The sequence below is a fragment of the Streptomyces calidiresistens genome (assembly GCF_014141525.1).
GTDB classification, from domain to species: Bacteria; Actinomycetota; Actinomycetes; order Streptomycetales; family Streptomycetaceae; genus Streptomyces; species Streptomyces calidiresistens.
Genome location: NZ_VKHS01000934.1, coordinates 1 through 1,846 on the forward strand (window position 1 = coordinate 1; position 1,846 = coordinate 1,846).

The 1,846-nt window shown below is 74.6% G+C and carries 1 protein-coding gene and 1 pseudogene; one reads left to right on the plus strand and one right to left on the minus strand.

Annotated elements, in window-relative coordinates; genetic code table 11:
- Positions 1-21 precede the first annotated feature (21 nt).
- Positions 22-651, plus strand: a complete 630-nt coding sequence (locus FOE67_RS24285; RefSeq protein WP_182666973.1) for a pyridoxamine 5'-phosphate oxidase family protein — start codon at positions 22-24, stop codon at positions 649-651.
- Here FOE67_RS24285 and FOE67_RS24290 read toward each other — a convergent pair.
- Positions 631-1,605 (minus strand): annotated as a pseudogene (locus tag FOE67_RS24290) (DMT family transporter); the annotation flags it as partial. The gene FOE67_RS24285 and the pseudogene FOE67_RS24290 overlap by 21 nt on opposite strands.
- Between the last annotated feature and the right edge of the window lie 241 nt (positions 1,606-1,846).

The window sequence follows — 1,846 nt, forward strand, 5'->3', positions numbered from 1 at the left end:
CCAAGCCTCGTGGGGTCGGTGATGTGTATAAGAGACCGGCACCGGGCCCGTTGGGACCGGGCATCGGTGCACGCCATTCTGGACGCCGGGTGGATCTGCCATCTGGGCTTCGTGCGCGATGGTCGGCCGGTGGTGCTGCCCACCCTCTACGCCCGTCGCGGGGAGCGTCTGTACGTGCACGGCTCCACGGGTTCCCGGCCGCTGCGCGCGGCCGGGAACCCGGAGGGGCTGCCGGTGTGCGTGACGGTCACCCACGTCGACGGCGTGGTGCTGGCCAAGTCCGCCTTCCACCACTCGGTCAACCACCGCTCGGTGGTGGTGCACGGCACCGCCCGACAGGTCACGGACCCGGCCGAACGGGCCCGGGCCCTGGACGCGCTGGTGGACCAGGCGGTGCCGGGTCGATCGGCGGACTGCAGGCCGGCGAACGCGCGGGAGGCCGCGGCCACCGCCGTGCTCGCGATCGACCTCACCGAGGTCTCCGCCAAGGTCCGGGAGGGTGGACCGAACGAGGAACCCGAGGACCTCTCACTCCCGCACTGGAGCGGGGTCCTGCCGGTCCTGACCGCCCACGGCGTCCCCGTCCCCGCCGACGAGCGGGAGGCGGTCCGGCCGGTTCCGGCGTACCTGACGGCCCTCGCCCGGGGCTGACCGGGTTTCGGCCAGGATCAGCCCCGCCACCGCCACCAACAGCAGGACGGTGCCGGCGACCGTGGTGGTCGAGAGCGTCTCGCCCAACCACCAGACCGCGATCGCCGCCGCGGTGACCGGCTCGATCAGCGCGATGACCGAGGCGGTCGCCGCCCGCACCGCCGCCAGTCCGGCGAAGTACAGGGCGTAGGCCAGGGCGGTGGGCACCGCCGCCATGTAGACCATCAGCGCGACGGTCTCCGGCAACGCCTCCCCGCTCGGCAGCAGCCCCCGGCCCTCCAGCAACCCGAGGGGCAGCAGGCAGATCGCGCACACGGCGAAGGAGGCCGGGGTGGTGGAACGGGGGTCCACCGGCGCACCCCGGTGCCCGGCCCATCGGGTGTACAGGGTGATGACGGCGTACCCGGTGGCCGAGAGCAGGGCGAAGCCCACTCCGAGCGGACGGACGGTGTCGGCGCCGTGCGCGCCCCCGAGCACGAGGACGAGCAGACCCGCCAGGGCCCCGACGACGGCGAGCGTGCCGCCCCGACCGAGCCGCTCCCCCATCCACCACCGGGCGCCCAGGGCGATGAGCACCGGACCGGCGCCGAGGGTCACCACGGTGCCGACGGCCAGGCCGGTGTGCTGCACACCGGCGAAGTAGCCGGTCTGGAAGACCGTGAGCCCCAGCCCCATGACGGCGATGCGGGTGATCCGTTCGCGCCGTCGGACCGGGGCCGACGGGGTGGCGACGGACGCGAGGGTGCGGGGGCGCGTCAGCCACCCGAAGGCCGACAACAGGACGAGGCCGCCGAGGGTGCGCCAGAAGGTGAGGGCCACGGGGCCCAGGCCGCTGGTCTCGAAGAGGACGGCCGCCGCCGCCCCCGCGGTGCCCCATGCGGTGGCGGCGACGACGACGTAGAGCAGTCCCCGCCCCACGGGCAGGGCGGGGACGGAGGACAATGGATGTGACATGGGTGGGGTTCTCCCGCCGAAAGGATGCCGAACAGGTCGCGTGTCCCGTGGCGGGCACGACCCGTCGGCGCGGGAACCCGGGGTCCGTCGCGCTCGTACCGGTGCGGCCCGCGTTACGCGGCCGGCGGCGGAAGAACGGTCATCGGCATGTGTCGCACCCTACGGGTCTCCCCCGACCCGGGCCAACCCCGGCGCCCCTCGACGGGGGGGATCACCCCGCCCCGGGCAGCCAGTCCACCCG